This window comes from uncultured Bacillus sp. (genome assembly GCF_958411575.1).
Taxonomy (GTDB): domain Bacteria; phylum Bacillota; class Bacilli; order Bacillales; family Bacillaceae; genus Bacillus; species Bacillus spizizenii.
Window position 1 is genome coordinate 1 of the sequence record NZ_CATYRA010000009.1, and the last position, 26,858, is coordinate 26,858.

Annotated in this window: 30 protein-coding genes; 2 read left to right on the top strand and 28 right to left on the bottom strand. The window is 43.3% G+C overall.

The genetic code is table 11. The annotated features are described in order from the left end of the window. Positions 1 to 74: 74 nt before the first annotated feature. The 15 genes from Q5C82_RS14920 to Q5C82_RS14990 form a co-directional block, all read right to left on the bottom strand. Positions 75 to 1,982 carry a PTS fructose transporter subunit IIABC gene (locus tag Q5C82_RS14920; protein ID WP_003218724.1) on the bottom strand — a complete coding sequence of 636 codons (1,908 nt, stop codon included), beginning with the start codon at positions 1,980 to 1,982 and terminating at the stop codon, positions 75 to 77. 14 nt (positions 1,983 to 1,996) lie between these two features. Further along, on the bottom strand, positions 1,997 to 2,908 hold the full coding sequence (gene pfkB / locus Q5C82_RS14925; protein ID WP_003218722.1) for a 1-phosphofructokinase: 912 nt from the start codon (positions 2,906 to 2,908) through the stop codon (positions 1,997 to 1,999). Further along, positions 2,905 to 3,660, bottom strand: coding sequence for a DeoR/GlpR family DNA-binding transcription regulator (locus tag Q5C82_RS14930; protein ID WP_003218720.1), 756 nt, complete (start codon positions 3,658 to 3,660; stop codon positions 2,905 to 2,907). The genes pfkB and Q5C82_RS14930 overlap by 4 nt, the downstream gene beginning before the upstream one ends. Before the next feature lie 279 nt (positions 3,661 to 3,939). Next, positions 3,940 to 5,133 (bottom strand): sporulation-delaying-protein transporter subunit SkiZ, encoded by a 1,194-nt coding sequence (gene skiZ / locus Q5C82_RS14935; protein ID WP_003218718.1) that lies wholly within the window; start codon positions 5,131 to 5,133, stop codon positions 3,940 to 3,942. Beyond that, positions 5,130 to 5,822 carry an ABC transporter ATP-binding protein YknY gene (gene yknY, locus Q5C82_RS14940; protein WP_003218716.1) on the bottom strand — a complete coding sequence of 231 codons (693 nt, stop codon included), beginning with the start codon at positions 5,820 to 5,822 and terminating at the stop codon, positions 5,130 to 5,132. The genes skiZ and yknY overlap by 4 nt, the downstream gene beginning before the upstream one ends. Further along, positions 5,823 to 6,956 carry an efflux RND transporter periplasmic adaptor subunit gene (locus Q5C82_RS14945; RefSeq protein WP_003218714.1) on the bottom strand — a complete coding sequence of 378 codons (1,134 nt, stop codon included), beginning with the start codon at positions 6,954 to 6,956 and terminating at the stop codon, positions 5,823 to 5,825. 4 nt (positions 6,957 to 6,960) lie between these two features. Then, positions 6,961 to 7,656, bottom strand: coding sequence for a toxin SDP protection protein YknW (gene yknW, locus Q5C82_RS14950; protein ID WP_003218712.1), 696 nt, complete (start codon positions 7,654 to 7,656; stop codon positions 6,961 to 6,963). 114 nt (positions 7,657 to 7,770) lie between these two features. Further along, on the bottom strand, positions 7,771 to 9,585 hold the full coding sequence (locus Q5C82_RS14955) for an ABC transporter ATP-binding protein (protein ID WP_003218710.1): 1,815 nt from the start codon (positions 9,583 to 9,585) through the stop codon (positions 7,771 to 7,773). 10 nt (positions 9,586 to 9,595) lie between these two features. Continuing rightward, on the bottom strand, positions 9,596 to 11,353 hold the full coding sequence (locus tag Q5C82_RS14960) for an ABC transporter ATP-binding protein (protein ID WP_003218708.1): 1,758 nt from the start codon (positions 11,351 to 11,353) through the stop codon (positions 9,596 to 9,598). 225 nt (positions 11,354 to 11,578) lie between these two features. Continuing rightward, positions 11,579 to 11,812 (bottom strand): molybdopterin converting factor subunit 1, encoded by a 234-nt coding sequence (moaD, locus tag Q5C82_RS14965; RefSeq protein ID WP_003218706.1) that lies wholly within the window; start codon positions 11,810 to 11,812, stop codon positions 11,579 to 11,581. After that, positions 11,805 to 12,278: a molybdenum cofactor biosynthesis protein MoaE gene (locus Q5C82_RS14970; RefSeq protein WP_003218704.1), complete on the bottom strand. Its 474-nt coding sequence runs from the start codon at positions 12,276 to 12,278 to the stop codon at positions 11,805 to 11,807. Before Q5C82_RS14970 ends, moaD begins: the two co-directional genes overlap by 8 nt. After that, positions 12,278 to 12,799: a molybdopterin-guanine dinucleotide biosynthesis protein B gene (mobB, locus tag Q5C82_RS14975; protein ID WP_003218703.1), complete on the bottom strand. Its 522-nt coding sequence runs from the start codon at positions 12,797 to 12,799 to the stop codon at positions 12,278 to 12,280. Before mobB ends, Q5C82_RS14970 begins: the two co-directional genes overlap by 1 nt. Continuing rightward, a complete protein-coding gene (gene glp, locus Q5C82_RS14980; RefSeq protein WP_003218701.1) occupies positions 12,760 to 14,052 on the bottom strand; it encodes a gephyrin-like molybdotransferase Glp in 1,293 nt (430 codons plus the stop codon). The genes mobB and glp overlap by 40 nt, the downstream gene beginning before the upstream one ends. 17 nt (positions 14,053 to 14,069) lie before the next feature. Beyond that, the gene (locus Q5C82_RS14985; RefSeq protein ID WP_003218699.1) at positions 14,070 to 15,089 is read right to left on the bottom strand and encodes a MoeB/ThiF family adenylyltransferase; all 1,020 of its coding nucleotides are present in this window, start codon (positions 15,087 to 15,089) and stop codon (positions 14,070 to 14,072) included. Positions 15,090 to 15,139: 50 nt separating this feature from the next. Then, positions 15,140 to 15,739: a molybdenum cofactor guanylyltransferase gene (locus tag Q5C82_RS14990; RefSeq protein ID WP_003218697.1), complete on the bottom strand. Its 600-nt coding sequence runs from the start codon at positions 15,737 to 15,739 to the stop codon at positions 15,140 to 15,142. Between the two features lie 135 nt (positions 15,740 to 15,874). Between Q5C82_RS14990 and cse15 the strand changes: the two genes are divergently transcribed. After that, entirely contained in the window at positions 15,875 to 16,840 is a 966-nt protein-coding gene (gene cse15 / locus Q5C82_RS14995; protein WP_003218694.1) for a spore protein Cse15, read from the top strand. A gap of 39 nt (positions 16,841 to 16,879) precedes the next feature. Here the strand turns inward: cse15 and rok are convergent, their stop codons facing one another. The 3 genes from rok to ahpA all read right to left on the bottom strand — a co-directional run bounded on the left by rok (position 16,880) and on the right by ahpA (position 18,985). After that, complete coding sequence (gene rok / locus Q5C82_RS15000; RefSeq protein WP_003218692.1) at positions 16,880 to 17,467, bottom strand: transcriptional regulator Rok; 588 nt, start codon at positions 17,465 to 17,467, stop codon at positions 16,880 to 16,882. 447 nt (positions 17,468 to 17,914) lie between these two features. After that, complete coding sequence (ykuV, locus tag Q5C82_RS15005) at positions 17,915 to 18,373, bottom strand: thiol-disulfide oxidoreductase YkuV (RefSeq protein WP_003218690.1); 459 nt, start codon at positions 18,371 to 18,373, stop codon at positions 17,915 to 17,917. A gap of 69 nt (positions 18,374 to 18,442) precedes the next feature. Next, on the bottom strand, positions 18,443 to 18,985 hold the full coding sequence (gene ahpA / locus Q5C82_RS15010) for a biofilm-specific peroxidase AhpA (protein ID WP_003218688.1): 543 nt from the start codon (positions 18,983 to 18,985) through the stop codon (positions 18,443 to 18,445). 244 nt (positions 18,986 to 19,229) lie between these two features. Here ahpA and mscT point away from each other — a divergent pair, with 244 nt between their 5' ends. Beyond that, a complete protein-coding gene (gene mscT / locus Q5C82_RS15015; RefSeq protein WP_003218686.1) occupies positions 19,230 to 20,033 on the top strand; it encodes a small-conductance mechanosensitive channel protein MscT in 804 nt (267 codons plus the stop codon). Between the two features lie 35 nt (positions 20,034 to 20,068). Here mscT and Q5C82_RS15020 read toward each other — a convergent pair whose 3' ends face one another. The 10 genes from Q5C82_RS15020 to Q5C82_RS15065 form a co-directional block, all read right to left on the bottom strand. Beyond that, entirely contained in the window at positions 20,069 to 20,314 is a 246-nt protein-coding gene (locus tag Q5C82_RS15020) for a YkuS family protein (RefSeq protein WP_003218684.1), read from the bottom strand. 61 nt (positions 20,315 to 20,375) lie between these two features. Further along, positions 20,376 to 21,500 carry an N-acetyldiaminopimelate deacetylase gene (locus Q5C82_RS15025; protein WP_003218682.1) on the bottom strand — a complete coding sequence of 375 codons (1,125 nt, stop codon included), beginning with the start codon at positions 21,498 to 21,500 and terminating at the stop codon, positions 20,376 to 20,378. Between the two features lie 69 nt (positions 21,501 to 21,569). After that, positions 21,570 to 22,280 carry a 2,3,4,5-tetrahydropyridine-2,6-dicarboxylate N-acetyltransferase gene (dapD, locus tag Q5C82_RS15030; protein ID WP_003218680.1) on the bottom strand — a complete coding sequence of 237 codons (711 nt, stop codon included), beginning with the start codon at positions 22,278 to 22,280 and terminating at the stop codon, positions 21,570 to 21,572. A gap of 105 nt (positions 22,281 to 22,385) precedes the next feature. Further along, complete coding sequence (locus Q5C82_RS15035; protein WP_003218678.1) at positions 22,386 to 22,841, bottom strand: flavodoxin; 456 nt, start codon at positions 22,839 to 22,841, stop codon at positions 22,386 to 22,388. A gap of 15 nt (positions 22,842 to 22,856) precedes the next feature. Continuing rightward, complete coding sequence (locus Q5C82_RS15040) at positions 22,857 to 23,750, bottom strand: hypothetical protein (protein WP_003218677.1); 894 nt, start codon at positions 23,748 to 23,750, stop codon at positions 22,857 to 22,859. Further along, positions 23,740 to 24,216 (bottom strand): flavodoxin, encoded by a 477-nt coding sequence (locus tag Q5C82_RS15045; protein WP_003218676.1) that lies wholly within the window; start codon positions 24,214 to 24,216, stop codon positions 23,740 to 23,742. Before Q5C82_RS15045 ends, Q5C82_RS15040 begins: the two co-directional genes overlap by 11 nt. 110 nt (positions 24,217 to 24,326) lie before the next feature. Next, positions 24,327 to 25,208 (bottom strand): transcriptional regulator CcpC, encoded by an 882-nt coding sequence (gene ccpC / locus Q5C82_RS15050; RefSeq protein WP_003218675.1) that lies wholly within the window; start codon positions 25,206 to 25,208, stop codon positions 24,327 to 24,329. Positions 25,209 to 25,354: 146 nt separating this feature from the next. Beyond that, positions 25,355 to 25,798, bottom strand: a complete 444-nt coding sequence (cbpB, locus tag Q5C82_RS15055) for a cyclic-di-AMP-binding protein CbpB (RefSeq protein WP_003218674.1) — start codon at positions 25,796 to 25,798, stop codon at positions 25,355 to 25,357. Positions 25,799 to 25,936: 138 nt separating this feature from the next. Further along, the gene (gene abbA / locus Q5C82_RS15060) at positions 25,937 to 26,134 is read right to left on the bottom strand and encodes an AbrB antirepressor AbbA (RefSeq protein WP_010886502.1); all 198 of its coding nucleotides are present in this window, start codon (positions 26,132 to 26,134) and stop codon (positions 25,937 to 25,939) included. Positions 26,135 to 26,267: 133 nt separating this feature from the next. After that, the gene (locus Q5C82_RS15065) at positions 26,268 to 26,786 is read right to left on the bottom strand and encodes a ribonuclease H-like YkuK family protein (protein WP_003218672.1); all 519 of its coding nucleotides are present in this window, start codon (positions 26,784 to 26,786) and stop codon (positions 26,268 to 26,270) included. Positions 26,787 to 26,858 lie beyond the last annotated feature (72 nt).

Here is a 26,858-nt window from a genome sequence, read left to right on the forward strand (position 1 = left end):
AATTGGCTGTTTAAAAGGTGTTTTGATCCCTGTCTCGAAAACGGGGGTCAGTCCCGAATCAGGACGCTTTTTTCTTATTTCTCAGTTACAGGTTTTTTAACGATACCGAGGATAATGGCCATCACGACAGCACCGATCACGATACTTAATAGGTAAAGCAGCGGATGGTTTGTGATGAAGGCTACGAACACTCCTCCGTGAGGTGCCGGAAGCGTGACACGGAAGAATTCAGTTAATCCGCCGGCAACAGCTGCACCAACGACAGCAGCTGGGATGACGCGAAGCGGATCAGCCGCAGCAAACGGGATCGCTCCCTCTGTTACGAATGCAGCACCCATGAAGTAGCATGTAATACCTGCTTCACGGTCACGTCGAGAGAACTTGTTTCGGAAAATTGTTGTTGCAAGTGCGATACCAAGCGGAGGAACCATACCGCCGGCCATAATCGCTGCATGAGGCGCATAGTTGCCTGCATCGATCATCGCGATACCGAACGTAAAGGCTGCTTTATTAAGCGGACCGCCCATATCGATCGCCATCATACCGCCTAAGATAATACCCATTAATACAAGGTTGCCAGTACCAAGGCTTTCAAGCCAGTTTGTTAAGAAATCCATAAATGCTGCTACCGGTGTATTCACAACGAAACGCATGATAATACCAGTTAAGAAAATACCAAGCAGCGGATAAATTAATACAGGTTTCAGTCCGTCAAGTGACTGCGGAATAAAGACGAATGCTTTTTTCAAAAGAACAACGATATAACCAGCCAGGAATCCGGCAATTAATCCGCCTAAGAATCCAGCATTTGCTTGAGTAGCCATAAATCCGCCGACCATACCAGGCGCAAAACCAGGACGGTCTGCAATACTCATTGCGATGAATCCGGCAAGAACAGCCACAATTAATCCTAATGCATTGTCACCGCCGATAAACTTAAGAGCTGCAGCAAACGTGTTGTAAGTAGGATCATCCGGATTGGATGAATTAATTCCCCAGAAGAATGAAATGGCAACGAGGATACCGCCGCCGACTACGAACGGAAGCATGTTGCTGACACCGCTCATCAGATGCTTATAAAACGCGCTTCCGATGCCGCCGCCAGATTTTCCACTCGTTCCATCTTCCTCGTTTGAAGCTGAAGAACCGCCGCCGTTGCCTTGATAAATCGGCGCATCTTGATTCATCGCTTTTTCGATAAGCTCTTGCGGGCGTCTGATACCTGCTGTAACAGGTACTTGAAGCACGCGCTTGCCTTTAAAGCGCTCCATTTCAACCTGCTTGTCCGCTGCGACAATGATTGCAGGTGCATCTTCAATTTCTTGGGCAGTCAGCTTGTGCTTAATACCGCTTGAACCATTTGTTTCGACCTTAATGTCCACACCCAGCTCTTTCGCTTTTTCTTTAAGGGCATCCGCAGCCATGAATGTGTGTGCAATACCTGTCGGACATGCAGTCACCGCCAGGATTTTTCCTTTTCCGGCAGGTGCTGGTGCCGCTTCTTCTTCCTCTTCCTCTTCGTCATCATCTTTATCATGCTGGTTAATGATGTCGATGATGGCATCTTCAGACTCAGCTTCAAGGAGCTGCTTGCGGATTTCTTCACGCATTAACAGCGTTGAAAGTCTTGACAATGCTTCAAGGTGAGTGTTGTTTGCGCCTTCAGTCGCCGCAATCATGAACACCAAGTGAGCCGGCTGGCCGTCTAATGATTCATAATCGACACCGTCTTTTGAACGTCCGAACGCGATCGCTGGGTTGATAACGCTTGCCGTTTTCGCATGCGGGATAGCGATTCCTTCACCAATACCCGTTGAGCTTTGGCTCTCACGATTTAAAATGGCTTCTTTGTAGGCTTGTCTGTCATTTAACTTTCCAGCCTTATCAAGAACAGTGACCATTTCGTCAATAACATTTTCTTTTTCTTTGCTCTCAATATTAAGCTTTATCGTATGCTTCGTTAAAAGCTCAGTTATTTTCACTTTTGTTTCCTCCTCTATAGACGTGTGACCTTAACTTCAGGAAGAAGCTGCTGGACAAATTCTTCTGTTCCAAGTTCTTCAGAGAACGCGGTAGCGCTGCCTGATGTCACTCCTAAGCGGAATGCTTCTTCAAGCGGCAGTTGTTTGGATATACCGGCAAGGAACCCTGCAACGACGGAATCTCCCGCTCCGACTGAGTTTACCAATTTCCCCTTTGGCACGTTAGCAAAATAAACTGCTTCGTTCGTAAATAGAAGCGCTCCGTCTCCAGCCATGGATACGATGACATGTTCAGCGCCTTGTTCTACAAGCTTTTTCCCATAAGGAACAGCTTCTTCAACAGATGTAATTGTCGTGCCGAACATTTCTCCAAGCTCATGATGGTTTGGTTTCATCAAAAACGGTTTCATTTCTGTCGCTTTCAAAAGCGCCTCGCCTGAGATATCCAGAACAACTCGCGCGTTCTGCTGTTTGCAGGCCTCTGCGATTTTTTCATAAGTATCATGAGGCAGTGAAGATGGAATGCTTCCTGCAAGGACGACGATATCTCCCTCTTGCAGAGATTGGAACTGTTCTAAAAAGGCTTTGAAATCTTCATCTGAAATTGTCGGTCCCTGCCCGTTAATTTCAGTTTCATCACCAGTTTTCAGCTTTACATTGATACGGGTATCTTCTTTCACTTCAGAAAAAGCTGTTTCCAGGTTTTCTTCCCGCAAAAATGTTTTGATATATTCTCCGGTAAATCCCCCGACGAATCCGAGTGCTTTAGACGGTACATGGTGTCTTTTCAGCAGTCTCGATACGTTGATGCCTTTGCCCCCTGGATACTTTGTATCGTATGCGGAACGGTTCAGGCCTCCTACAGTAAAATCTTCAACGTGAACAATATAATCGACAGATGGATTAAGTGTTACAGTGTAAATCATGGTTTCACTACCTTTACGACAGTTTTTTCTTGGTAATTATCGAATGTAAGCTCTTCAGCGTCAGTCGTAATGATTGTTGCGTCGCCTATTCCGGCGAATGCCGAAAATGAAATTTCTCCGAATTTCGAAGGGTCTGCTAAGACGTAAGCGTGTTTTGCCTGTTTGACAGCTTTCTGTTTTAAAAGGGCCTCATCAGGGTCCGGCGTTGTGAAGCCAGCCTCTGTATGGACACCGTTTGTACCCAGAAAACTCTTGTCAAATCTGTACTGATCCATGGCAATCAGTGAAGCGCCTCCAATGACCGCGCCCGTTCTGTGCTTTACGTATCCTCCAAGCAGATAAAAAGAAATTTCTTTCCTAATTAATGCTTCGATATGCATCACCCCGTTTGTGACAACGACAATATCTTTGCTTTTATCCATAAAATCAATCATGTGCAAAGTCGTCGTGCCTGCATCAAGGTAAATGCAGTCCCCTTCTTCTAAAAGTGAAGCAGCTTTTTCAGCAATCTTCAATTTGTCGTGAAGGTTTTTGGATGATTTTTCAAGCATATCGGGTTCAAGTCTGATATCGGAAAGCTTGGCCGCTCCCCCATGAACACGCTTTAAAAAACCGCGTTCTTCAAGCGTCGATAAATCTCTTCTGATTGTTGATTCAGAAGCATTTGTCAGATTTATGAGCTCTTGAATTTTTACCACATCATACTTTTCTATTTGATCAATAATCAATTGATGCCGTTCAGGAGTTAACATGCTTCACCTCCTAATGAAAACGTATTCATTTTGAATACAATTTCATTGTAAACGCTCTTTTCAGTTTAGGCAACTAAAATCATTCAAATTCATTCAATAACTATCAAAATCTTTCACGTTTCTCCATATTAACGTATGTCTATAGGGTTTGTAAACTGTAAATTCGACAAAAATAAGGACAATTGTACGACATTTTCTTCTTATTTTAATGAAAAAAGTCTTTTATATTCATAGTAGAAATCATGAAACATAAAAAAACCTCATGCATGTTGCATGAGGTTACTCATAACGCAGCGCTTCAATCGGATCAAGCTTTGCGGCTTTATTTGCAGGAAGCATGCCGAAAATAACACCAATGAGCATACTGAACAGCACGCCCCCGCATACAACCTGCCAGGATATGAGTGACGGCCAGCCCGCAATAGCTGAAACAAGCGATGCCCCTCCGTATCCAATACCAATCCCAATCAGACCGCCAATCAGCGTTAATACGACTGATTCAATTAAAAACTGAGTCAGAATCTGTCCCCTCGTCGCACCGAGTGATTTTCTGATTCCGATTTCCCGCGTCCGTTCCGTGACTGATACGAGCATAATATTCATGACCCCGATTCCGCCGACCAAAAGAGAGATGCCTGCAATTGAGCCGATAATCGTCGTCATAATCGCCGTTACTTTGCCAATCCCGGCAGCGATCTCTTCCATGTTCATCACTTGGTACGAATCCTCTGTGCCATGATTGTCATTTACCAGTTGAACCGCTTCTTTTCCAGCTGATTTTATGTCGTCTGCTGATTCGACTTGCAATGATACGTTACTGAAATCACTTGTGCCAAAAGAGGATTTCATCATATTAAATGGCACATACATTTCACTTAAGCCGAAAGAAAGCAAGCCTGTTTCTTTTTTCAGCACGCCGATAATTTCAACAGGCTGTCCGTTGATCCAAACTACTTCACCGAGAGGAGAGGTTTTATCAAACAGCTCCTCAGCCATCTTTTGAGAGATGACTCCGGCTCTTTTCCCCGCGAGAAAATCATTGTCGGTAAAAGTTCGGCCGCTTTCGATTTGTAGAGAATTGACATTCATGTATCCATCGTTTATGCCGTTAATCGTAACATCGGTTTCTTCCTCATGATAACGCGCTGTCATACTATTAGAAGTCGAGGCAACGACTTGTTTGATGCCCTCTATCTCTTTTAAACCTTTAATATCGTTTTCTGTAAAAGTAGATTCTGCTAAGGCGTTCGGATTGCTTGCAAGCTCCTCATCGCTTGGCATATAGTACAGCTCCACGGTATTTCCCGGACCGCTGATCGACTGCTTCAGCATTTGCTCGCCGCCCTGTCCTACCGCTACGACAACAATGACAGAGCCTACGCCAATGATAATGCCGAGCATCGTTAAGATCGAACGCATTTTATGGGCAAGGACAGAGCTTAGAGCCATTCTGATGTTTTCTAACAGGCTCATTCTCCCACACTCCTTTGTCCGGAGCTGGCAGGAACAATGTTTCCGTCACGCACCATGACGATCCGATTCGTGCAATCTGCAACTTCCGGCTCGTGAGTAACAAGAACGATTGTCGTTCCCTCGGCATTTAATGCTGTAAATTGATCCATAATCGCCGTGCTTGTTTTCGTATCCAGCGCGCCGGTCGGTTCATCAGCTAAAATCAATTTTGGCTCATTCACGATCGCCCTCGCAATTGCCACCCGCTGCTTCTGTCCGCCCGACAGCTCATTAGGCATGTGGAGCATTCGATCAGCTAACCCCACCTTTTCCAACGCTCTCTCAGTCCGCTCTTGCCGTTCTTTTTTACCTATACCGGAATAAATCATCGGCAGCTCAACATTCTTTTTGGCGTTCAGCCGCGGAAGAAGCTGAAATTGCTGAAATACAAAACCGATAGACCGGTTACGGACTGCCGCCAATTCTTTATCTTTATATGAAGAAATATCTTCGCCGTCTAATTTATACGTACCGGAAGTCGGCCGGTCAAGACATCCGATAATATTCATGATCGTCGATTTCCCTGATCCTGACGGCCCCATAATCGAGACATATTCCCCTTGATGAATGTCCAAATCAATGGAATGGAGAACATCAAACGTTTCCCTGCCGATCTGGTAGCTTTTTCGCACATTAGAAAGCTGAATCATTTATGCTTTCACTTCCGTTCCATCGGTCACCTGATCAGAAGGATTCAAAATGACTTGATCATCTTGAGAAATTCCCTCTTTAATTTCTGTCAGATCATCTGTTACTTCACCAATTTTGACATCAACTCGTTTTGCTTTTCCGTCTTTTACTGTATATACATAATATTGATCATCTTCTTTTTTGACTGCCTTTGAAGGAAGCATATTTGCTTTCCGCTTATCTGTTTCAATATTCATGATGAATTTAAACCCTGGCTTTCCTTCTGGAAGATTCCCTTTTATTTTCACTTGAAGCGGGTACTGGACCGCTTGTTCTGTTCCTTGTGCCGCAGTGCTTTCCTGCTGATCCGGAACAAGTCCGACTGCGGAAACTGTGCCTTTCCATGTTTTATCCTGAATAACATCTGAAGTGAGTGTGACCTTCTGGCCTTTTTTGACTTTCAGTGTATCGTATTCAGACAATTTCCCTGAGACGACTAGGTCTTTCGGGTTGCCGATATGTATGACAGGCTCTTGAATATCTGATTTTTTGGATGCCGCTTCTTGGTTGACAGAAATAACGGTGCCTTCGATGTCGCTTTTCACTTGAAGATCTGACACCCGATTGGCAAGTGACTGCCGCTGAAGCTCGGTTTGTTTTAATTCGATCTCAGCTGTTCTTTCCTGCATTTGAAGCTCCGTCCGCTCAGATTCAATTTGTTTTTCTGCTTCTTTCTTTCCAACCTGTTTTTCCAGTTCTTTTTCTTTGCTGTCTAAGGCTTTTACCTTTTCTTGAATTTGGTCAATTTGAAGCTGATTCGATTCAGCCGTTAACTGGTTCTGTTCTTTTTCCAGGCTCAGCTGTTCATTTGTATAAGTGATCAAAGGCGTGCCCTTTTTAACTTTATCGCCTTCCTTCACTTTAATGTCTTCTAATGTCCCTTTATCCGCTTCATAAAACACATACTGTTCATTTGAAAATTTAAGTGTGCCGGGAACCATAACCGTTGCCGAGATTTCTTTTTCTTCGAGACCTCCCGTCTGTATCTTCTGGCCGGCGCTGCCGCTTGTCGGAGCGGCAGACCGGTATATATTTATTCCAATAAAAAGCGCGACTAAAACAGCGATTCCAATCCCGATCCAGACTTTTTTCATGAGTTTATGCACCCGCCATAGAATTGATTAAACCTGTAAAAAACGAAAAAACAACTAAAATTCCAAAAAGAATAATTGCTGAAATCCATCCAGCTTTTTTGGAGATGCCCCCTGTTTTGTGAAGCCCGATCGCTAATATTACAAAACTCCATATGCTGAAAATTTCAAAGGAATTTAACACGCTGGCCAGAGCCCCATCTGACGGGATAATCCCTGCTAATGACGTCATGCTGTAAAGCGGATTGGCATCAGTCGTGAAAACAACGATTCCATTAATCAATAATCCAAGACTGCTAATTAAAGAGACAAACAGACCGAGAGAAAGCATTTTTTTGTATGTGGTAACTCCGCCTGATATTTTTACACAGAGCCAATAAATAAGAGGGGCAATAAATAACGCTGCGATACCGCCGAAAATAGCGCCTGCCATTGCTCCAAATTTGGTTATTGTTGCGACAGTTTCAATTTGTTCAGCTGATAACCCTTCAGTGTCCCCGCTTTTCAAAAGCTCACTATAATCCGTACCGAGTGATTGCAGTACCGCGCCAACGATGATAATCGCTGCAACAATTAATAGCGGTCCCCATACAGCCGGTCTTTCTCTTATTCTTTCAAATTGAACGGACGGACTTGTGATCACTCCGAAAAGTGATGGCTTTTCAGTCGCCATTCCGCTGTTTTTTTCTACATTTGTTTCCATTACAAAACCTCCTCGAGAATATCTAACAAATAGTACGGGAGAGGTACCAAAAAGTTTCATGTTTTTTTAATAAATTTCCAAAAGCCTTCAATGTATAACTGAAGGCTTTTTATATTATTCTATCACTGTGCTGTATTGCGCTTTCACAAGCTCGGCATAGATGCCCCCTTTAGCGAGCAGCTCTTCATGGTTCCCTTCTTCCATTTTCTTGCCGTGATCAAGAACAATGATGCGGTCGGCGTCGCGGATCGTGGACAATCTGTGGGCGATCATCACTGCTGTACGCCCTTTCAGCAGCGTTTTTAACGCCTGCTGAATTTTTACCTCCGTCTCTGTATCAATACTTGCCGTTGCTTCATCGAGGATGATAATAGCTGGATCGGCGAGCAATGCTCTTGCAAAGGAAATGAGCTGGCGCTGCCCGGCAGACAGTACGCTTCCCCTTTCCTCCACCTCTGTTTTGTATCCTTCTGCTAAACCAGAAATAAACTCATCAGCTCCGACCGCTTTAGCTGCTTTCATCACTTCTTCGTCTGAAGCACCCGGCCGGCCAAAACGAATATTTTCCATGATGGTCCCGGAGAAAATAAATGTATCTTGCAGCACAATGCTGATTTGAGAGCGCAGACTGGCAAGGGAGAGATCCTTTATCGGAATGCCATCTATTTTAATGGTGCCTCCCGTGGCATCATAAAAACGGCTGATTAAATTGGCGATCGTCGTTTTCCCGCTCCCCGTATGTCCGACAAGCGCAAGCGTTGAGCCCGCCGGGATAGAGAAGGAAACCGCGTGAAGAGCTTTTCGTTTTTCATCATACGAAAATTCAACCTCTTCAAAACTGATCTCCCCACTTATCTTTTTCTTATGAATGGCATCCGGCTTCTCCTTGACATTTGGCTGTTCGTCCAGAAACTCAAAGATCCGTTCGGATGAGGCCATCCCCATTAACAGCTGGTTATAGACCTGGCCCAGTCTCGAAATAGGTTCCCAAAACATGCCCAGATAGAAGGCAAAAGAAACGAAGACGCCAATCGTGATGGTTTCATTCATGATGAGTGTGGCGCCATACCAAATCAAAACAGCCGTTCCAATCGCATTCGTCATTTCTACCAACGGACGGAACATGGCATTTTTTCTTGTTGCTTCCCGCCATGATTGGTAGTTCTCCTGATTGACACCGTCAAAATACGCCATGTTTTCTTCTTCTTGCGTAAATGCCTGCGTGACACGGATGCCTTGAATGCTTTCGTTCAGATGAGAATTGAGCTTCGATTGCTTAAGTCGCACCGTTTGCCAGGAGCGGCGTATTTTTTTTCTGAGACTTGTTGAAATAAAAAACATGATCGGCAGTGTCACCATGATGGCGATAGTCAGCTCAGGACTCAGCGTAAACAAAATGATGATAACGCCGGCCAGAAGGAGCAAGTCCGTCAATAAGTTGATGACTCCGCTTGTAAAGAGCTCCTGAAGAGAGTTAATATCATTCATAATCCTGACCAAGATCGATCCTGCCGACCGCTGATCAAAAAATCGATGGGATAAGCGCTGCACATGGGTAAATAAATGCTGGCGCAAATCGTATATCACATGCTGGCCAAGCTGATTCATCCACCTGATTCTTAACACATTGGCGGCATAATTGAGCACATATAAACCGCTAATGATAAAAATGAGCTGGGTCAGCAGCTCCGAGTTTCTCGCTGTAATCGCTTGATCGAGAACATAAACACCGATCAGAATGGGAATCACAAGCTTCACAGCAGTCCCAATCAATACGGTGAGAAAGGAAAGCGGCAAAATTGTTTTTCGATAAGGCTTGACATAACTCAGCAGCCGCCACATTTGAGCCCAGTTAAACGGCTTTTCAATGATTTCATCTGAAGAATAATAGAAACGCTCCAAAATCCCCTGTTTTTTTGCTTGTTTCATATGGCCCTCCCTATCCGACCTGATGCGGCTCATTGATCATTTTGACATCACGGTATTGCAAATCATAAATCTTTTTATAGTAGCCGCCTTTTTCAAGAAGTTCGTGATGTGTTCCCCTTTCACAAATGCGCCCTTTATCAAAAACAAGAATTTCATCGGCGTGTTTCAGTGAAGAAATACGGTGAGCGATGATAAAGGTTGTGCGGTTTTTCATAACTTCTTTTAAGGCGAGTTGTATGCTGTGCTCCGTTTGCATATCTACTGCGCTTGTGGCATCGTCCAATATTAAAATGCTTGGGTTCAAACAAATGGCTCTCGCAATGGCGATTCGCTGTTTCTGTCCCCCGGAAAGCCCCATTCCCCTCTCTCCCAGCATGGTATCATATCCATCAGGAAGCTCCATAATAAAGTCGTGAGCCTGCGCCCTTTTTGCCGCTTCGATGATGTCTTCCATTGAGGCGTCCGGCCTCCCATACGAAATATTTGATCGAATCGTAGATGAAAACAGAAAAGATTCTTGAAGTACGACCCCGATATTGGAGCGAAGGGTTTTTAACGAATAATCTGTAATGGGTTTGTGATCAATGGCAATCATTCCGCCAACAGGGCTGTAAAACCTGGTGAGGAGCTGTGTGACTGAGCTTTTACCTGAGCCTGTCGGGCCCAATAGTCCGATTATCTTCCCGCTATTTGCCTCAAAGCTTACATTGCACAGCGCGTTTGTTTGTTCTTTTCCGTATGCAAGAGAAACATTTTTGAAATGGACATTGCCGGTTAATTTTTGTTTATGCAAAGTATGAGCATGGTCTGTGATGCCTTCTTCTCTTTCCAGAATTTCCAGCAGGCGTTCACCTGACGCTTTTGCTTGAGAGAACATATTGATTACAAAGCCTAAGTTCATAATCGGCCACATCATATAATTGACGAGGCTGAAAAAAGCGACAAGCTCGCCGGGATTAAGCTGATTTTGCATGACCAAATAGCCGCCGTATGAGAGGAGAGCTACAATGCAAATATTACCGATGAACTCCATTAAAGGGAAATACGCAGACCAAATGGATGATGTTTGTAAATACTGTGCCCTGTATTCCGCATTGGCCTTATTAAAAGTGCTGATCTGAAAATCTTCCCTGGAAAGAGATTTAACCGTGTTGATGCCGCTGATATTTTCTTGGACTTTTGTATTGAGTTTCGCAAACGATTTGCGGATGCCTCTAAAGGCAGGATGGACCCTTTTGTCAAACTGATATACCGCAACAGCGAGAAATGGCAGAACAGCTATGGTCACAAGCGTAAGAGGAACAGAATAGTAAAACATGACCGACAGGCTGATGGCGACCAGCAGGCCGAATCGTATGAGCTCAGCGAGACCGTATGACAAGAAAAAGCGAAGCCCTTCAACATCAGCTGTCAGCCTGGACATCAAATCTCCCGTTTTCGCGTTATCATAATAAGAAAAAGACAGCCGCTGCAGTTTTTCATACAGGCCATTTCTCAGCCGATAAACGGATTTGATTCCAAACATATCACCTAAATATTGATGAAAAAAAGTGGCGATTCCTTTCAGGGCCATTACCACAATAAATCCCAAGCTGACCCATGCTGCAAGCTGATACTGCCTCCCCATTACGATTTCATCAATCGTAATTTGCAGGATAATCGGGTAAACGACAGTAATCGCAGTCATCAAAAGCATGGCCAGAAGCGACCACATAAACACTTTTCTGTACGGCCAATAAAACGTTTTTAATCTTTTAAATGTCTCCATATCCAGCACCTTTCCAGTTTTTATCATCTTTACTATATCGATACCCGAAATAAATTTCTATTGTTTTTCAAAAAATTCAGTCTAATGATGGAGTGGGTCTCTTACTTTATAGGGAGTCACTTATATGTAGAATAAACGCTTACAGAAAATCATTGTATGCTGAGGATACTTGGGGATATGCGAAAAAAATACAGAAAAACCGGATGGCTGAATGCCGTCCGGTTTTCATCCACCACTGACCGGTGGAATGATGGCTACCGTGTCACCTGAAGATACGGAGGTGTTTTCTTTTACATAGCTTTCGTTAACGGCAATCATAGCTGTATCAATGGATTCGAGGCCGTATTGTTCTTTTAGACTCGCTTTTATTTCGTCTGTCGTTGATTGTTCCATATCTATTTCCAATGCTTGTGTGCCGGCCTGTTCGGCAAGCCCTGCAAATAATAGAATTTTAATCATGCTGCTCTCCCTCGCTTAGATCTGGTTTTCCGTTCGGATAAGCTGTTGTTTCAAGCTGGTCGCCGATCCATTGCTCACCGTTTTCCCAAATTTCTTTTTTCCAAATGGGCACAATCTGTTTAATTCGTTCGATCGCATACTCATTGGCTTCATAAGCAGCTTTTCGATGGGGAGAAGATACAGCGATCACGACCGCTGCTTCACCGATATCCAGCACACCTATACGGTGCGTGATCGCCGCTGAAGCGCCTTCCCACTTTTCTTCGATTTCAGCGCCGATTTGAGCCAGCATCTGCACGGCCATCGGTTCATATGCCTCATATTCAAGCCGAACCGTTCTTTTTCCGTTTGTCCATTCCCGAACCGTGCCAATAAATGTAGTAATTGCCCCTGCTTCCCGTTTCTCCACTTTTTTGATGATGTCTTCAGTAATAATGGGTGTTTTCGTAACCTCAAACCGTTCCATTATGCAGATTCCCCCTTCAGCTGTGAGAGCACAAAATCCACGGCAACCGGATCATCCGCATGAAAAATGGGTAATCCCTGATGCTCTGTCATATGCTCTTTTTTTCTATAGATGATGGCGATTGTATTTACTGTCTTCAGCGCTTCTAGATCTTCCTTTTCGCTTAGTATAACTACTTTAGGATAAGGGGCTTTTTTAAAGCCTTCGATCAGAAGGCAGTCTGTTTCTAGAAACTGATATAACTCGATCAGCCGCGTCAAATCCCAATTGCGGCGGGCTGTCAGCTGTAACACACCAGCACCTTCTACCGCTGTCACATCAGCACCTGCCGCTTGGTAACGGTCAGTGTCTTTTCCTTCAGTGAACGTTTGCGGTTCACCGCCGTGTCCGTGATGCTTCAAGCAACCCAAATTGAGCCCCTGTTCAGAGGCTTTTTCAAGAATACGCTCAATAAACGTTGTTTTTCCGCTGTTTTGAAATCCTACAACTTGGACGATCGGGAGAGGACAGACCAAGGCCATTCACTTCCATTCTCTTCTCTGATGAGCAGCACTTGAACCGTTCGGCCTGATTCATACCCTCTTGTGCCGCCCGGCAGGATAATAAACGCATTTGCTTCTGCAAGTGACGTGACAGAGCTCGACTTATCTAATCCGACGGGTGCCGCCAACAGCTTCCCTTCCTGGTGATACACGAATGCACGAACAAATCGGGTGAATGGGTTCGGCTTCGGAAAATCCTTTGTCAAAACAGCTTCTGCACAAATTGAGTGCGGTTTTTCATTGAACAGCCATGTCTGGATCATCGGTTTGACAAACAGTTCAAAACCGACATAGCATGCTGAAGGATTACCTGACAGGCCAAACAGCAGCATATCGTTTGCATGCGCCACCGTTGTTACGCTGCCCGGGCGCATGGCAACTTTATTAAAGAGCACGTCCGCTCCGAGTTTTTCATAAATCGCAGGCAAAAAGTCAAAATCACCCACTGACACGCCGCCCGTTGTAATCAGAAAATCAACCTTTTTCATTGCTTCTTTGATCGCGGCAAAGCTTTTATCCAGAACATCAGAAATTTTCCCTAAATAAAGCGGTGATGCGCCTGCTTCTATCACTTGCGCATACACCATACTGGCATTGCTGTTGCGGATTTTCCCCGGCTCCAGCGGATCACTGACATTCAGCAATTCGGTACCAGTTGCGATTATCCCGACAACAGGCTTTCTCACAACAGGCACAGATGCGTATCCGAAGGTTGCCAAAAGCGCAGTCACTCCTGGTGTCACCCGGGTGCCCTTTCTCAATAAAATACTCCCTTTTTGAGCGTCTTCACCTGTTTTTGAAATATTATCCCCCGTCTGGAAGCGGCGTTTTAAAGACATAAACGCTTTCCCATCCTCCTCAAAGGTTTGAGTCAGCTCTATCATGACGACAGCATCTGCTCCTTCAGGGATTTGCGCACCAGTCATAATCCGCACGGCCTGAAACGGGCCAAGTTCTTTTTCAGATACAGCCCCCGCTCCAATATGATCTATAACTTCAAACCGAACTGGGTTCTCACGTGAAGCTTCAGCCGTATCGCACGCTCTGACAGCAAAACCGTCGTATGGCGAACGGTCAAATGCAGGTACGTGGTGATCTGCTGTTACATCTTCAGCTAAAAATCGATGAAGGCTATCTTCAAGCGCCACCCATTCTGTTTCCCCTTGTTTTTGAAAATGGCTGACACGCCGAACTGCCTCGTCTACCGGTATCGGTATTCTTTTCTCCAGCATTCTGACCCCTCCTGTTGTTACAATCCAATTACTCTTGCCAACACGGAATTGGCTTCTTTCACATCATTTGTTCCATGCACCAGTGCCCGTCCGTCATTGAAAATGACGATTCTGAAATCTTCGTAAAAAATATGCAGCAAAAACGCATTGGCCTCGACCTTTCCAATTGTTTTCAGCCGCTTGATGAGCTCCTGTTTCGGAATTCTTTTTAATGATTCCGATCTTACCTGAACTGTATCACGGCCGCACAGTACAGCGGCTTTTGGTGTGTTCCAGTCTTGGAGATAAGGATAAACCGCATGTGCTCCGCAAGAAGGACAATCCTCACGGCGTACGTGATCCACGTTAATCTCCATATGTGAGTTGTTCCAGACATCGAATGTCACAAAACCTCGCTGTATCGCATCTGTTTGTCCGGTTAATAGCTTTAAAGCCTCAGCCTGCTGATAAGCCGAAACAATATGCACAGCGGGCGGAATGATGCCAGCAGTATCACACGTCGCCCCGCCGACAGGAATTTGCTCAAACAAACAAGACAGACAAGGGGTTACTCCCGGAATAATCGTCATGAACATCCCCTGGCTGCTTACACAAGCACCATAGACCCACGGTGTCTTTGTTTTCTGGGCTAGATCATTTATCAGCATGCGGGTTTCAAAATTATCTGTCGCGTCGATCACGACATCTGCTTTTTCGATCAGCGGCTCAAGCGTTTCAGCTGTTCCTTCGGCAACATACGCCTCAATATGTATTCCGCTGTTAATCGCTGACAGATGCTCTTTGGCAGCCATGGCTTTCGGCATACGGAGCTTGGCATCGCTTTCTGTATAAAGCTGCTGCCTTTGCAGGTTGCTCCACTCCACATAGTCACGGTCAATAAGGGTAATGGTACCGACCCCCGCTCTCGAAAGCCCTTCAGCACCTGCAGTCCCAAGCGCTCCAGCTCCGACAACCAGCACATGGCTGTCTCCCAGTCTTTTCTGTCCTATTTCGCCTATTTGCTTAAATCTGATTTGCCGTGAATAACGCTCCTCCATCAAACCTGTTCTCCTTATCTTTTATGTCATCTTAACATGTTTTTGCTCCATCAGTCCCACCTGAAGGAGTCCGTTTTTTCTTCCAAACGCCTAAAATCATCACGTGTATTAACGTTGATAAACTCTGCCGGATTTGCTCCGATCTCTTCAGCCTGTACGTAACAAACCGAAATTCGGCCTAACAAATCTGATATTCTTAATCTCTTCTCAGAGAGCTGATCATATAGAATCGGCATAATTCGTTTATGGTAAATTGCAATCAATGGCTGCTCCCGTCCGTCTGAAATCGGGACGACCGCGTCTATACCCTCAGTCATCAGGCGCTTGAGCTCCAGCATCGTCCTTCTTTGTATCAGCGGCGTGTCACAGGATAGAACAGTATAAAGATCACCGTCTGTCTTTTTAAAAGCGGTATATATACCAGCCAAAGGCCCCATTCCTTGAAACGGCTCAGCATCTTGATACACTTCGATTTCACCGTTTTCTTGAAATCTATCAATAAACTCAGGACGGCTGATGATAACTGTATGTTCTCCAAACGCCTTTTTAGCCCATTCGTAAAACATCTTGCCTCTCCAATTTACAAATGCCTTCGGTTCTCCGAAGCGCCGTGAAGCTCCTCCTGCCAGCAGTACATTTATATGCTTCATGTCATCTCACCTCTAGTTCGTTAAAAGCATAGCAAAAGCAAAGCCCCAATGCCAATGCTTGTCTGTTTATTAAAGAGGAATAGCTGTTCAGTATTTGCATATTGTAGTGTTAACATCATGAGGGAGATGGTTCGAATGAAAAGATCAGGTCCTTTTTTTCACGACGTGTCTCAGGAGAACCTTTATTTAAAATCAGAGCTTTCAAGGTGCCATAAGCTGATTTCCGAACTTGAAGCAAGCTACTTCCATCAGAAAAATAACAAGCTTCTCAAAGAAAATAATGATATGAAAGAAAAACTCCAGCAGCTGTCTGCCGAATTAACACAAATGTCAACGAAAGAAAAACACGCCTCCCATACCAGCCAAACCCTTCACCAAATAAGAGCTGAGCTGCTTGATAAAATCGTTGCTTTGCAGGAGCTTCTTTCTGCTGAAACCTATAAACGCAAAGCAGAAATAGAAGAAAAACATAAACTTCATATTGCTAATATCAAAATTGAAGAAGAAAATAAAAATCTTCATAAACGAATCAGCCATCTTCAGGCCTCTATTGAGCAGGAACAAGGCGCACTGCTTCAGGCAAAACAGCAAACCGAATTGATAAAAGCCGAAAACGGCCGTCTAAAAGAGCAAATGGTAGAAAAAGAATATCAGCTAAAAAATATTAAAATAGAAGTTGATCATATGAAAGATCGAATCATAGAAACGAAAGAAAGGCTGCTCGAAATAGAAAAAACGAAAGAAAAATTATTTCACGAAACTATTATATCGTATAAACGGCAGCTTGATGAAAGCGATGCCTGGATTGCTTCTCATTTTGCCGATATTGATGGCGGCACGAAACAAAAAGAAAAAACGGCAGAAGAAGCTCCAGCGGTCTACGCGCAGCCAGCTCATGTAGAAGCCATACTTGACGATGTCACCAAGCAGATACATGCGCTTCAAAAACAGCTTGCCCGCGCCCAATCATCAGACCAAGCCATGAGCCATACAATCGAAGAGCTGAAAAACAGAGCCGCTGAAGAAAAGCCATATCAAAAGTGGGTATATAAGCTTAATCTTGAAAAAGAAAACAAACCTTCACAGAAAAAACCTCAATAAAAAACTGCTTGAGCCATGCCAAGCAGTTTTTCTGTATCTTTATTCATTTGCTGATTCTGCAGATTCAGTTGATTCAATTTCGCCTTCTAAAATGTACTGGCCGCGATACGGCTTTTTCACTTCCGGGTACATTTTAATTAAGCTTTGCATAAACGTTGTCATATTAGGGATTTCAAGACCGCTTTCTTTTTCAATCTCTTTTTGAAGCTCGGAACTCTTAATCGCCGCGTTGTGGCGTTTTAATGTTTTAATGGCAGCTTCACGCAGCTTAGCTGCTTTTGATCCCGGTCTTGCCGTCCCTCTTCTTCTTCGTGTTGTTCCGTCTGGTATACCGGCAGGAAGAGAGGAAATAGATTGAAGCTGAGGCTGAACAGAAGACTGCTGCTGTGATTGCGGCTGATAGCTTCTGATTTCCTGAGCCGCAAGCTCGGCGAGAACCGGCAGAGAGTCAGGTTTTTTTTCAGAACGGAAATCCTTTTTGATTTCGGAAGGGCTTCCATTTCTGTCCAGCTCTCTTAATTTTGCGTATATTTTATCACGTTCAATTTGATATTCACGAATGACTTTCACTTCAGCTTCATTTAATTGTTCTAACCGCAAGCGCAAAGCTTCTCTTTCATTAAACATTCCTCAATGTACCCCCTATCAAAATTAACATCTTTAATTAAGATATTAGATTACAAAAGTAATTTTATCAACTATTATTTTAGCATTTTACTATTATATTTACTCTATGAAAAATTCCTTATTTTCTGAAAATGTTTTATTTTTCAAAAGAGTCCTTTATTCACAAGGGATTGAGGGGCTTTCAAATTCATTTGGTATAATGTTGAAAATATATATATTACTTACTTCTTTAATGAAATTTAGTGTAATATCTACAATTTTCGAGTAATGGGATATGAAATTTATCTAAAATTGAGGAAAAACATCAAAAATTAGCTGTTTTTTTAGCGATTCAATTAAACAAATCATCATTTCCTATGCCCAAATTTGGAAAAATAAGCTTCTTACTCTTCTTCGATTGTTTTCTTTCACAAAAAAAACCTGATGAGATCAGGTTTTTATGAAGAACTATTCAGATGCCTGTTCTGTTTCAGTCAGAACACGGTTCACACGTTTTTCAAGCATTTTCATACCGCTCCCGCCGGCTTGGAAGTGACGGAGCTGTCCTGTTTTATCAAACACATAGTATGCAGGCACAAATTCATTTTCAAATGCATCTGTTAAAGCATGATCACTGTCGACAAAAATCGGCTGAGTGATGTCATGTTCAGCAGCTACTTCTTTAATTTTGCCGAGGTCAAGATCATCTTCGGAACGAGGCATATGTACAGCTACTACGTTCAGTTTATCTTGATATTTATCACGAAATTCGTTCACTTGCGGCATCGCTTCTTTGCACAGATGGCAACTGATGGACCAGAAATGAATAAGCGTCGGCTTTTCCCCGATCAATTGCTCTCTCGTTACTTCACCATTGAACCAGGCCTTCTCCCCAGTCAATTCAGGCATTGGCTGACGTAATTTCATTGCTTTACCCTCCTATTAAACAGAAAGGCCTAACGAATATGTTAGACCCATTTTCGTCCTTAGAAAGACTTAAAGTGTTTTTTGGCCTGGTTTCCAGTTAGCCGGGCAGAGTCCGCCAGTTTGCAGCGCTTGAAGAACACGAAGCGTTTCGTCAACGTCACGGCCAATATTATTATGGAAAACAGTTTGATATTGGAGCTCGCCTTCAGGATTGATAATAAACAATCCGCGCAGGGCCACACCTTCTTCTTCGATTAAAACGCCATATTCACGGGATACCTCGTGGTTTGTATCAGCAGCAAGCGGATACTTCAACTTGCCAAGGCCGTTTTCTTTGCGGTCTGTATTAATCCACGCCAAATGAGTATGGATTGTATCAGTTGAAACCCCGATGACATCAGCATCAAGATCTTCGAATTCGTCATAGCGGTCAGACATTGCTGTAATTTCAGTCGGACAAACAAAAGTGAAGTCCATTGGATAGAAGAACAACACTGTCCATTTGTCGTTTTTCATGTTTTCCTCAAGACTTACTTTGCCAAATTCTTTACTTGCAAGGACTGCTTCCATTTCAAAACGAGGAGCTTGTTTACCTACCATACGTTCTGCCATATGTATCCCTCCAATTTATAGTTTGGCTTAAAAGCCGGATTCACATGAAAATAAAGGGTGTTTACCCATATTTCGTTAACAACATCACAATGCCCATTATATAGGAGAGGATTTTCTGAGTCAATTTTTAACAAATCTTGTATGTCTTTGGTTTCGACATTTTTGAGTAAAGAGTTTAACATATTCATGTATAGGGTAACTAACCTCAATGTGCAGCAATCAATTCAGAAAAAGGAGCTCCAACATGGATTTTATTAAACAATACGATTGGGCGGGACTGATTACAAATGCCGGTATCCTGCTCATTAAACTCGTCATTATGGTATTGCTCTACTTTATCGTTCGATCTTTAGGCATAAAAATCATTAAACATCTGTTTGCAAAATTCGAGGAGCAGCACAGCTTGACTATCGGACGTGCACATACACTCCGAAGCCTGACTCTTAACATATTTGCTTACATATTAATTTTTATATTCTTTGTCATGGTTCTTGATTTGTTCCATTACGATCCAAGTGCTCTTTTAGCGGGAGCAGGAATCGTCGGACTGGCTGTCGGATTTGGCGCCCAAGGACTTGTCAGCGACATCGTGACAGGTTTTTTTATATTGCTTGAAAAACAATTGGATGTCGGAGATTATATTACTGTTTCCACCTTTGACGGGATTGTTGAGCAGGTTGGCTTAAGAACCACTCAAATCCGCAGCTTTGACGGAACCCTGCATTATATCCCAAACAGAAACATTACAAACGTGAGCAATCATTCGCGGGGAACAATGCAGGCTTTAGTTGATATTAAAGTGCCGGCTGAAAGAAACATTGATGAAACGATTCACATTTTACAGCAAGTATGTGATGAGACAGCGGCCTCTCTCCCGCAAATAAAAGAAGGTCCCAATGTCATCGGGATTCAAGAACTTGGAACTTCTGAAATCGTGATCAGAGTCATTGCCAAAACAGAAAATATGGAACAATGGCGGGTCGAGCGAGTGCTTAGAAAGGAAATAAAAACCGCGTTTGACCGTGCTTTTCCTAAAGAAACAGAATAAATAAAAGAACCGAAGCTTTTTGCTTCGGTTTTTATTTACTGAATTCTGCTTTCAACTTCGCTGCAAATTTCTTCAGCAGTCATCCCGGAAGCTGTAATGACAGGTGCTTGTGTTACCGTATCGGCTATCCCTTGCACATTATTATCAAGACCTGTTACGACACAGCAGTCACAGCCTTTTGCATCGTCAGGGCTTTTCATCATTACAACGTCATATCCTTTTTCTTTTAATGCAGCTTCTACATCTGATAACGATTGTTCAATTCCAATTTTTTTAGCCATTATTGAACACCTCCGTTTACTAGAGTGCTCATTTTATGGAATTTTATTCTTTCATTTATACTTAATTGGCATAAACAGAAAAATAACCTGTCATGACGTTAACCGCTGTTTCTATCGCATTTTCATCAGGATTCAGCTTGGCGTGATGAAGCCCATGTTCAGAGTCAGCACCGAGCCAGAACATGAAGCCGGGATATTTTTTCAGCATGTAGCCAAAATCCTCTCCAGTCATTGCTTCTTTTGCTTCGATTACTGTTGCCAGTTGATGTTCAGCAACAAAAGACATAAATTCTTCTGTCAGTCCGTTCGTATTGTAAACTTGGTGATACACTGACGGGTATGTCACTTTCCCTTTGCAGCGGAACCCGATTTCGATTCCTTTCACTATATCTTCAATCCGCTCCTTTACCTTCTTCATTGATTCTTCAGAAAGCGTGCGGATCGTGCCTTCCAAGTGGGCCGTTTCCGCAATGATATTTTGTGCTGAGCCTCCGGTAATGGTACCAACTGTAATAACGGCACTGTCCAGCGGATCTGTGTTTCTAGAGATGATCGTTTGCAGCTGGGTGACAAGTGTGCTTGCGGCTACAACCATGTCCTCGGCCAAATGCGGATAGGCTGCATGTCCCCCTTTGCCTACCAAATCGATGACAAGCTCTGATGTATTCGCAAAAAGAAGGCCGCTTTTTGTCGCGATAGTGCCTACTGGCAGCTCTGGAGCAATATGCAGTGCAGTGATGAAATCAGGCTTCCACTTTTTTAAAACGTCGCTCTCAAGCATTGGTTCCGCACCGCCAGGTCCTTCTTCTGCCGGCTGAAACAGAAACAGCAAATCATGTTTGACCGGATGGTGAACAAAATGGTCAATAATGCCGAGTGCAATCGTCATATGCAAATCGTGTCCGCAGGCGTGCATGTTACCGTGATGCTCTGATGCGAAGGGAAGACCGGTTTGCTCTTCGATGGAAAGCGCGTCGATATCCGCTCTGTATGCCAGCATTTTTCCCGGCGCCGTCCCGTTGATCTTTACAAAAAGCCCTGTTCGCCATTTCTCAATTTCAATTCTGTCTTGCGGATATTGTTCCAAAACATTTAATAAATATTGCTGGGTTTTGAACTCCTGAAATCCTAGCTCCGGTATACGGTGCAGATCTCTGCGGATTGCGATGAGCTCCTCTTTCTTCATTTTCATTCCTCCTGCCTATACGAATAAGGCGTGGATATATTATCCACGCCTTTTTTATCAAACCATTCCTTACAGCTGGCGTAATTCCTGCTTGATTTCAGTTTTGCCTTTTGTTTTCTCATCAATGTCTTTGATTTTTTTAGCAGGTGTTCCTGCAACGACAGTGTATGGCTCAACATCGTTTACCACGATCGCTCCCGCAGCAACAACCGCTCCTTTACCTACTGTTACGCCTTCAAGCACAACAGCATTTGCGCCGATCACAACGTCGTCTTCAATGACAACCGGTTTAGCGGATGGCGGCTCAATAACGCCCGCAAGCACAGAACCCGCTCCGATATGGCAGTTTTTTCCAACAGTAGCTCGTCCGCCCAAGACAACGTTCATATCGATCATTGTGCCTTCGCCGATAACTGAACCGATATTGATAGAAGCACCCATCATGATGACTGCGTTATCACCGATTTCAACTTGGTCACGGATGATCGCGCCCGGCTCGATACGCGCTTTGATATTTTTAAGATCAAGCATTGGAATCGCAGAATTGCGGCGGTCATTTTCAACCACATAGTCTTCGATTTTGCTTTGATTTTCTTCAATTGCTGTTTGGATTTCGCTCCATTCACCGAAAACGACACCAGTGTTTCCATTGATAAAAGCTTTCGCAGATTCACCGAAATTAATTCCTTCCAGCTCACCTTTCACGTAAACCTTTACAGGTGTAGATTTTGTACTATTTTGAATAAATGAAATAATTTCATTTGCGTCCATCATTTTCATATGTATAGTCCTCCTCCTGATTTTCTACCTCATTACTGTATCAAAGGAAAGATACAAAGACAAGAAAAAAAGGAACAGCTGCTTTAGCAGTTCCCAGTGGGTGAGTCAGACAGCGATTCCGCTTTTCTTTGCGAATTGTCTCCCGAACTCCATTAATTCTTCCTCTTCTTCACCTTCTGGATTATTTTCTATTTTTACCGAAGGCAGCACAATTTCGCCTCCGCGTTCTTTTATTTTGGCTTCTAGCGTATCAACTGCTCCGCAGAAAAATTCATATGCCGTATCACCGGAACCGAATACAGCGCATGTTTTGCCGGAAAAATCAATCTCATCCATATCTTCAGCAAGGTCTAAAAATTCATCAGGCAGATCTCCGTCTCCCCACGTATAGGTTCCCATAATAATATGATCATAATCGTTAAACAGCTGTGCATTATCAATATCCATCGCTTCAAAACGGTCCGCTTCCACTTCCGCCTCCTGAAGCCCCTTCTCAATCAAATCTGCCATCGCTTCAGTGTTGCCTGACATTGTTGCATAAACGAGCAAAATCTTCCCCAATTCCTTATTCCTCCTCTAATGAATCATTGCTGAAACTTCGTACGGCTGGACAAATTTACATTCATACAAGCCTGCACAAAAGAAGTTCTCTTTCTGATTAGCCACTCTCCACCCATGCCCCTTAATGGTATCGAACCACTTTAACGCTCGGGCTTCCAGATCAGCCTGGTAAATTCTCGAATAACCATTTTCATCTTGTGTCGTTGTGACATATATAATTCCATCATCCTCTGAAATATCAAGAAATGATTCTTCTTTTCTGATCATGCTGGAATGTATGGTGAATTCTTCATCAGTCAAAATATTACGTACAGTGACAGCACCGTGCTTTCCTTTCACAGAACCCATCGCCGCCACTAGCCAATTTTCATTGAATACGAGCATGGATGCCGTCATCCGGTTTTCTTCTTTCTTTACAATTTGGACAGTATTACGTTTAAAATCGTAAGCCCAAATGCCCCCAAAATATTCGTGTATTTGCGTGCCGATGAAAAGACTGCCGCCGTGCAGGCACAACGAACGGATTACAGGGGGGGTATCAAATTCCGCAAAAGGTTTGGCTACGTGCCATGAAACACCAAAATCATCCGATACATAAATGCAATGCTTGCCATGGGCGCAGACAAATCCGTCGTTTCGGCCAGTAATCGCCCACACTGTTGCATTTGTCGGAAAGCTAGACATCGTCCAGGTTTTCCCTTCGTCAGACGAGCGAATGACCGTTCCCTTTTCACCGACGCCAAATAAGTAAGGCCCTATGTAACTGATGCAATGAATTTTGCTTTTCAAACGAAAAAGCTTTCTCCAGCCCTGCTCCAAAGAATAATGAAAAATGCCTTCTCTTTGTAGGGCCACAAAATAACCAGAAAATGCCGATGCCGTGACAGCAGTCGCTCCTTTATGAAACATGGATTTTTTCCTTGTTCATATAATCTGCCCATGCTAGAAAATCTCTCGCAAACGCTCGGCAGCTTTCCACATCTTCATCTGTTTCAGGCGCTAGTTCGATTTTCAATGTTTCCTGGTAAACAGCAGCCCCCGCCTCTTGCAGCATGACACTGAACAAATTGACCGCTTCACAAAACTTCGGATAAGAATAATCTCCAGATCCGAAGCAGGCTGTTTTTAAGCCATTAAGCTGAAGCCGTTTGACCTCTTCAAAAAAATCTTCCGCTTCGTAAGGCAAATCGCCATCGCCCCATGTATAGGTGCCAATCAGCACATAATCATAGGATGTCAAAGCAGACACATCCGCATCATCGATCTCGATACAATCGATATCCAACTCATATTCCTGAAACGTTTCTTTTATAATTATGGCAATGTCTTCTGTATTTCCTGACATGCTGGCATATGTAATCAAGGCTTTAGCCATGTTATCACCCCATTAATTGATAATGATTTTCAATATCATATGTATCACTTTAACTGATAATGATTTTCATTGTCAATGCGTAAATAAAAAAAGACAGCACATCGCTGTCTTTAAAATGGATTTTCTTGATCCAGCATATCCTTTATCACTTGAACAAAAGCTTGAACTTGCTTCAGCTCAAAGGCAGGTTCATAGCCTAATAGCCATGTATCCCGTCCGATCGGATGCTCTTTCATGTCTAACAGAGGCATTTTATTGACTTGATCTTCGTTTTGAAGGGTAACAGACGGCAAAATGGCATAACCGATTCCGTGCAGCGCCATCTGTTTGCACGTTTCAATCTGATCAACCAATATCGTCTGTTTTGGCGACGTTTTAAATTTTTGATGCCACCAGTGCTGTATTTCCTGAAAATAAGTGCTGTCGCTTTTAAATTGAATAAACGGCCGTTCTGTATGAGCAATATCTTCGATGCAGGAAATTTCAGTGTCCACTAAATATAGGTGATCTGTCATTAAGTAATCTTTACGGCCCTTCCACTCTGGATTGCCCCTAATAATGCCGATATGAACCTGATCCTCATATAAGCTTTTCAGCATTTCGCTGCTCCAGCCGGTAATGAGTGAGACCTTTGCATTCGGATACTTTTCCACATACGTCTTCAAGACTTTAGGAAGCCAATGCTGGCCGATTATGGAGGCGACGGCAAGCTTCAGTGTGCCGTGAATTTCACCTTCAAGCTCATCAATATTTTCTCTTATTCTTTCCTGCTCTAACGTCACATCATTCGCAAACTGAATGATTTTCTCACCGGCCGGCGTTACCGTTAACCCTTTTTGGGATCTTAAAAAGATTTTTGTGCCCCACGCCTTTTCAATGGTTTGTAAGCGCTGAGATAAAGCCGGCTGAGATACAAAAAGTCGTTCCGCCGCCTTTCTCATATTTAACTCCTCAGCTAAAACTACGAGCATATGAAGCTCTTGAAGCTGCATGTCGTCCTCCTTTTTATGATCAATAAGTTTTTCTTATCTCTCATTCTATTAAAATATCAGTTTCTGATTCAAGCCCTATTCTGGTTTAAATTATGTATGCGCTTTCTTTCCTGCTCTGGCAATATAATAAAAATAGGCCGTGAAGCCTACTTGTTCAATGAGCGTATATGCTTATTCAATTCCTTTAAAACCACTCTTCTCGTAAAAATCCCTTCAAACACCTGTTCATCATTTTCAACACAGACAAATCCGTTATTAATGACCATGCCGAATCCCTTCATAATCGGATCATTTATATGGAGGCGCGGAATATCAGTCAGCATGACTTCCTCGACAGTAATCTGGTCAAGCTTTTCAAACTCGATTCGCTCAAGCCCAAAAATGCTGTTCATGATCATATTTGTACCAATTAAGCCATGTAAACGATAGGAAGGATCAAGAACCGGGATGGCTGTGTATCCGGTTTTTGTCAGCACTAATAATGCGTGCTCAAGGTTGTTGCCGACTTGAACGTGCGCTACTTTGTCCGCCTCAATCATAAATTGTCCGACTGTTGCCTCAAGAAGCTGGTCTGATTGTAAGCTTATCATGTTTTCGACCCCTTTTCATTTTCATCAACAATACATTCCCTATATTACAATAATATAAACTTTATCAGTATTTGTCGAAAAGTTTCCTTTCAATAAAAAAGATACTCTTTATGCGAGTATCAATTATAGGGTGCTCCATTAATTTTCAAATCGAAATCGGTCGTATAGCGTTACAAGTTTTTTGTAGGTGGTTCCGTCAACGTTTTTGGTTCCTGTCTCTATATCGTTGATCTCACTGCTTAATAGCTCGATGGCATACTCATGGTTGATCAGGATATTCAGCAGAAGTTTTTGTTCTTCTTCTGTAAATCGTTCACCGATAAGACTCATTCGCAATCAGGCCCCCTGTTTTATACTGAATACCTCTGAAAGCAAGACAACTTACTTTCAGCTCTACCGCTAGAATAAGTAATCAGAAAACAAACGTCAACCGCATAATTCGACATTTCCCTTGGCTTTTCAGCCGGAATTATTTTGTAAAACGATTAGCATAGCTGAAGGCAGTGTATGAATCCGGTTTTATTTTCGCCTCAATCCCCATGGAAGTGATACGTCCTGTCATTTCTTGAATCAGTTCTTTTGTAAGCCCTTTTTTCCCAATATCCAAGTGAACCTCAAAGGTAAGATCCGCCCCCTCACCGGTAAAGGGCAGGAGCAGATCGGTAATATCCATTAAGTGCCCATCAAGAATATGAGCGGCCGTTTCTTGGCTGTACGCCGTTTCTAACGAAATCTTCTCCCGAAGGCTATGTATGGGTCTGTCGACTGTATGATTTTTCAAGCAGCCCCAAGCTCCCTTGCCTGTACGATGCAAATGCAATGCGGTAATAAACTTTGTGTAATCGCGGTACACTTGGGAGTCGGTTCCGATCGATAACACATAGGAAGAACGGGGGTCCTTTCGAACAAATGCTTTAAGCCGTTCCATCACATCTTGAAAGGTCATCTGTGCTTCTGAAAGATTATAAAACAGAAAAGAATCAGCCATAGCGACACTCCTTTTCAAAATTTACAACCATGAAACAAGTATGTTCCTTACCGTTTATTTCGATTACTTTTG

What these genes read in the sequence shown, in the direction of transcription:
- pfkB (WP_003218722.1), bottom strand. Translation starts at nt 2,908, where the DNA reads ATGATTTACACTGTAACACTTAATCCATCTGTCGATTATATTGTTCAC.
- Q5C82_RS14930 (WP_003218720.1), bottom strand. Translation starts at nt 3,660, where the DNA reads ATGTTAACTCCTGAACGGCATCAATTGATTATTGATCAAATAGAAAAG.
- skiZ (WP_003218718.1), bottom strand. Translation starts at nt 5,133, where the DNA reads ATGAGCCTGTTAGAAAACATCAGAATGGCTCTAAGCTCTGTCCTTGCC.
- yknY (WP_003218716.1), bottom strand. Translation starts at nt 5,822, where the DNA reads ATGATTCAGCTTTCTAATGTGCGAAAAAGCTACCAGATCGGCAGGGAA.
- Q5C82_RS14945 (WP_003218714.1), bottom strand. Translation starts at nt 6,956, where the DNA reads ATGAAAAAAGTCTGGATCGGGATTGGAATCGCTGTTTTAGTCGCGCTT.
- yknW (WP_003218712.1), bottom strand. Translation starts at nt 7,656, where the DNA reads ATGGAAACAAATGTAGAAAAAAACAGCGGAATGGCGACTGAAAAGCCA.
- Q5C82_RS14955 (WP_003218710.1), bottom strand. Translation starts at nt 9,585, where the DNA reads ATGAAACAAGCAAAAAAACAGGGGATTTTGGAGCGTTTCTATTATTCT.
- Q5C82_RS14960 (WP_003218708.1), bottom strand. Translation starts at nt 11,353, where the DNA reads ATGGAGACATTTAAAAGATTAAAAACGTTTTATTGGCCGTACAGAAAA.
- moaD (WP_003218706.1), bottom strand. Translation starts at nt 11,812, where the DNA reads ATGATTAAAATTCTATTATTTGCAGGGCTTGCCGAACAGGCCGGCACA.
- Q5C82_RS14970 (WP_003218704.1), bottom strand. Translation starts at nt 12,278, where the DNA reads ATGGAACGGTTTGAGGTTACGAAAACACCCATTATTACTGAAGACATC.
- mobB (WP_003218703.1), bottom strand. Translation starts at nt 12,799, where the DNA reads ATGGCCTTGGTCTGTCCTCTCCCGATCGTCCAAGTTGTAGGATTTCAA.
- glp (WP_003218701.1), bottom strand. Translation starts at nt 14,052, where the DNA reads ATGCTGGAGAAAAGAATACCGATACCGGTAGACGAGGCAGTTCGGCGT.
- Q5C82_RS14985 (WP_003218699.1), bottom strand. Translation starts at nt 15,089, where the DNA reads ATGGAGGAGCGTTATTCACGGCAAATCAGATTTAAGCAAATAGGCGAA.
- Q5C82_RS14990 (WP_003218697.1), bottom strand. Translation starts at nt 15,739, where the DNA reads ATGAAGCATATAAATGTACTGCTGGCAGGAGGAGCTTCACGGCGCTTC.
- cse15 (WP_003218694.1), top strand. Translation starts at nt 15,875, where the DNA reads ATGAAAAGATCAGGTCCTTTTTTTCACGACGTGTCTCAGGAGAACCTT.
- rok (WP_003218692.1), bottom strand. Translation starts at nt 17,467, where the DNA reads ATGTTTAATGAAAGAGAAGCTTTGCGCTTGCGGTTAGAACAATTAAAT.
- ykuV (WP_003218690.1), bottom strand. Translation starts at nt 18,373, where the DNA reads ATGAAATTACGTCAGCCAATGCCTGAATTGACTGGGGAGAAGGCCTGG.
- ahpA (WP_003218688.1), bottom strand. Translation starts at nt 18,985, where the DNA reads ATGGCAGAACGTATGGTAGGTAAACAAGCTCCTCGTTTTGAAATGGAA.
- mscT (WP_003218686.1), top strand. Translation starts at nt 19,230, where the DNA reads ATGGATTTTATTAAACAATACGATTGGGCGGGACTGATTACAAATGCC.
- Q5C82_RS15020 (WP_003218684.1), bottom strand. Translation starts at nt 20,314, where the DNA reads ATGGCTAAAAAAATTGGAATTGAACAATCGTTATCAGATGTAGAAGCT.
- Q5C82_RS15025 (WP_003218682.1), bottom strand. Translation starts at nt 21,500, where the DNA reads ATGAAGAAAGAGGAGCTCATCGCAATCCGCAGAGATCTGCACCGTATA.
- dapD (WP_003218680.1), bottom strand. Translation starts at nt 22,280, where the DNA reads ATGAAAATGATGGACGCAAATGAAATTATTTCATTTATTCAAAATAGT.
- Q5C82_RS15040 (WP_003218677.1), bottom strand. Translation starts at nt 23,750, where the DNA reads ATGTTTCATAAAGGAGCGACTGCTGTCACGGCATCGGCATTTTCTGGT.
- Q5C82_RS15045 (WP_003218676.1), bottom strand. Translation starts at nt 24,216, where the DNA reads ATGGCTAAAGCCTTGATTACATATGCCAGCATGTCAGGAAATACAGAA.
- ccpC (WP_003218675.1), bottom strand. Translation starts at nt 25,208, where the DNA reads ATGCAGCTTCAAGAGCTTCATATGCTCGTAGTTTTAGCTGAGGAGTTA.
- cbpB (WP_003218674.1), bottom strand. Translation starts at nt 25,798, where the DNA reads ATGATAAGCTTACAATCAGACCAGCTTCTTGAGGCAACAGTCGGACAA.
- Q5C82_RS15065 (WP_003218672.1), bottom strand. Translation starts at nt 26,786, where the DNA reads ATGGCTGATTCTTTTCTGTTTTATAATCTTTCAGAAGCACAGATGACC.